The sequence below is a fragment of the Vicinamibacteria bacterium genome (assembly GCA_035620555.1).
Taxonomy (GTDB): Bacteria; Acidobacteriota; Vicinamibacteria; order Marinacidobacterales; family SMYC01; genus DASPGQ01.
The window spans coordinates 1-2,884 of sequence record DASPGQ010000505.1; the positions used below are offsets into that span (position 1 = coordinate 1).

The 2,884-nt window shown below is 61.2% G+C and carries 4 protein-coding genes; 2 read left to right on the forward strand and 2 right to left on the reverse strand.

Features of this window, described 5'->3' with window-relative positions:
* Positions 1 to 282 precede the first annotated feature (282 nt).
* The gene (locus VEK15_20560; GenBank protein ID HXV63105.1) at positions 283 to 1,245 is read left to right on the forward strand and encodes a Hint domain-containing protein; all 963 of its coding nucleotides are present in this window, start codon (positions 283 to 285) and stop codon (positions 1,243 to 1,245) included.
* A 179-nt stretch (positions 1,246 to 1,424) separates the two neighbouring features.
* On the opposite strand, the gene VEK15_20565 is transcribed toward VEK15_20560, so the two are convergent.
* Together VEK15_20565 and VEK15_20570 are read right to left on the reverse strand one after the other, a co-directional pair.
* Complete coding sequence (locus VEK15_20565) at positions 1,425 to 1,862, reverse strand: ABA4-like family protein (protein HXV63106.1); 438 nt, start codon at positions 1,860 to 1,862, stop codon at positions 1,425 to 1,427.
* A 134-nt stretch (positions 1,863 to 1,996) separates the two neighbouring features.
* A complete protein-coding gene (locus VEK15_20570; protein ID HXV63107.1) occupies positions 1,997 to 2,293 on the reverse strand; it encodes a type II toxin-antitoxin system RelE/ParE family toxin in 297 nt (98 codons plus the stop codon).
* Between the two features lie 101 nt (positions 2,294 to 2,394).
* Here VEK15_20570 and VEK15_20575 point away from each other — a divergent pair.
* Positions 2,395 to 2,884 (forward strand): pyridoxamine 5'-phosphate oxidase family protein (locus VEK15_20575; GenBank protein HXV63108.1); only part of this gene is annotated, 490 nt, incomplete at its 3' end.

The window sequence follows — 2,884 nt, forward strand, 5'->3', positions numbered from 1 at the left end:
CGAACGAGCTCGACCCAGCTTACGCTGAGCGATCCCACCGACCCAGCCTGACGCATGAGCCCGACATCGAAGCTCTGCGGTCGTCGACGGATTTCTTAGCTCGGCGGTCGAGGTCAGGGGTGTGCCGCTCTCGCGCCCGGTGACAAATTGTGGTCCTTCACAATGACACCGCGTGCCAGGATCCGTCCGCGGTGGCGCGGGACACCCCGTAAATCGTTGGCCTGTCTCGTTCCATGCATCTATCGATAGGCGGTACGACTCTTGCACCGAAGTCAGGGAGAGATGATCGTACGCGCCATCTGGATCACGCTGGGACTTGGCTTGGTGTTCTTGTACGGATTTGTGAATCTCACGCGGTGCATCGTGGAAGCCACGTTGGTGGACACGCCGACCGGCGCGCGGCCCATCGAGGAGTTGGAAGCAGGCGATGTTGTCTGGTCGAAAGCCCCCGATGGCACACTCGCTCGCAGCACGGTCGTGTCGGTGTACGAGAGCCGGACCTTCCATCACTTGCGCTTCACCTTCGCGGGCGGGCGGCAGCTCGAGGTGACCGCGACGCACCCCCTTGCCACGGAGGCGGGATGGACGCAGGCGGAGGATGTCGCGATGGGGCAAGAAGTCACGGGCCGATTCGGGAACCTCGACACCACCGACGTCGAGACCGTCGTCGCATGGCGAGCGGTCTATGACCTCACGGTCGAGCCTCATTTCAACTTCTTTGCGAACGGCGTTCTCGTCCACAATAAAAGAATCTACGCTCCCGATGTGCAAGCTATCGGGGACACGCGAAGCGTCATCTCCGCCCTGCAGACCTACGCCGCGGTGAACTGCGGTTTTTTCCCAGGGGACATCACCGATGCGACACGAGGCGACGGAACGCCGATCGGGATCCCCGAATATCCAGACGAAGCACCGGAGTTCCTGGGCACGGATCTGGCCCGGCCGAGCCCTTACGTGAAGTCCGGCTACCATCGGAGCTACCAGGCTTTCGGCCAGCCGGCCGAGATCCCACCGAAGTGTTCCCTGAACAGCGCCCTCCGATTCTGCTACACGAGTCGCCCGAATGAGAATCTTCGCTCCGACTGGCCCGACGGGATCCCTGACTGGCTCGTCGAGCTCCTTCCCGGCAGAGGGTTTCGTTCGTTCGTCGGCACCACCGAAGGCGCGATCTACATGGATCTACGGGGACGCGACCTCGCGTGCGTCGATGGAGAGCCACCTTCGTTCGCCGTGCTTCTCGAATAGAAGGAGAGCCCTGAGGGCACGTCGACAGTCCGCGATCATCAGATCCGCGAGCGTGGTGAAGTGGATGTTTTGCGCTTCGGAAGCGTGTGCCGGCCCTTTCTCCCATCGGGTTTGTCCATCTTAGGCAGCCTCCTGTGCCGCGGAAGCTTACCGCTCATTCAGCCAGGCTCGCGTCCTCGTCACGCTGACTCGGCTCTTATCATCGGCGCCGTGTACCGTAGAGCCAGGTACAAAACGAAGCCGAAAGGCCCGAGCATCAACACGAGGAAGAGGATCGGGCTCACGAGCCATGCCGAGAAGCCACGTTCGCGGGAATCGAGATAGACCCAACGCCCGACGAAGAGGTCGAACGCGAGGTAATGAATCCACCCGATCGTCGTGCCCGCTGGCGAGCCCAGGAGCTCACGGATCGCCGCGTGCTCCGGCATGAGGACCAGCGGAAAGACCTCGACGAAGCGAGGGAGGATCAGGATCGCGTAAAGGAGAGCCGCCGGCGCCACGATCCACACCGTCTGGACGATACGACGGGTCACCGGCCAGTGAGGAGCGAAGATCATTAGCAGCCAGAACGGCGCGACCAGAACGAAGCTCGCGTCGAACAGGTTTTCCATCGACATCGTCTGCAGCTCCTGTGGAGGAGACGAAGTGTACGATAGAACGCGTTAACTCACGGCGCGGGCTGCTCGGGCCACTCGAAAGTCACACCCGACGTCCAGCGATTCGTCGTCGCGGTCGGGATGAAAGGGTTCGACTACGTCTCGCGCGGCAGTCTTAGCACTCTCTCGCTTCTCCAAACACGGACGATTCGAATGCGTTCCTCGTCCCGTCGACAAACGATGCGGAATGGAGGATGGATCAACTCTCTGAGACGGGGGTTGTCGAACTTCGGAACAACGCGACCGCTGTCCGGGTAATCGCTCAATGATTCGATGCGGTCGAGAATGACAGCGACGAGGTCGGCACCGAGATCTGGAACACCCTGTTCTTTGTAGTGAGCAACGATCTCTTCGAGATCGCGCACAGCCGACTCGGCGAGAGTGACCTTCAACCCTTGCTCTGGAGACGCCGCCTCGATTCGGACAAATCAAGTTCGCGACCGCATTCCAAGGGCTCCGCCGAGGCGCTAAAATGCCTCGAAGGAGATTGCCTTTGTCAGAAAAGACGTATGAACATGCGCGGCCGTCTCGAGAAAGCGTGACTCCGGACGTTCCCGAGCCCACCTATGCGGAGCGTGCAAGGACCCTCGTTCACGTCGGGCGGATCGGAACGCTGTCGACCGTCTCGAGAAAACACCCGGACTGGCCTTTCGGATCACTGACCCCCTATGGCCTCGACGAACGCGGCCAACCGACCTTTCTCATCAGCACGATGGCGATGCACACCCAGAACCTTCTGGCGAACGACCGGGCGAGTCTGTTCGTGACCGAGGCATCCGAAGTGGAAGACGCGCTCGGTGCCGGTCGCGTTACCTTGATGGGGCGGGTCGTCCGCACACCGAAAGACGCGCTCGAGTCGGTGCGGGAGCGCTATCTGGCGCGCTACGAGAACGCGTCCTATTGGGTCGACTTCAAGGATTTCGCGTTCTTTCAGATGGAGCTCGTCGACCTTTACTTCGTCGGCGGCTTCGGCGTGATGGGTT

What these genes read in the sequence shown, in the direction of transcription:
- VEK15_20560 (HXV63105.1), top strand. Translation starts at nt 283, where the DNA reads ATGATCGTACGCGCCATCTGGATCACGCTGGGACTTGGCTTGGTGTTC.
- VEK15_20565 (HXV63106.1), bottom strand. Translation starts at nt 1,862, where the DNA reads ATGTCGATGGAAAACCTGTTCGACGCGAGCTTCGTTCTGGTCGCGCCG.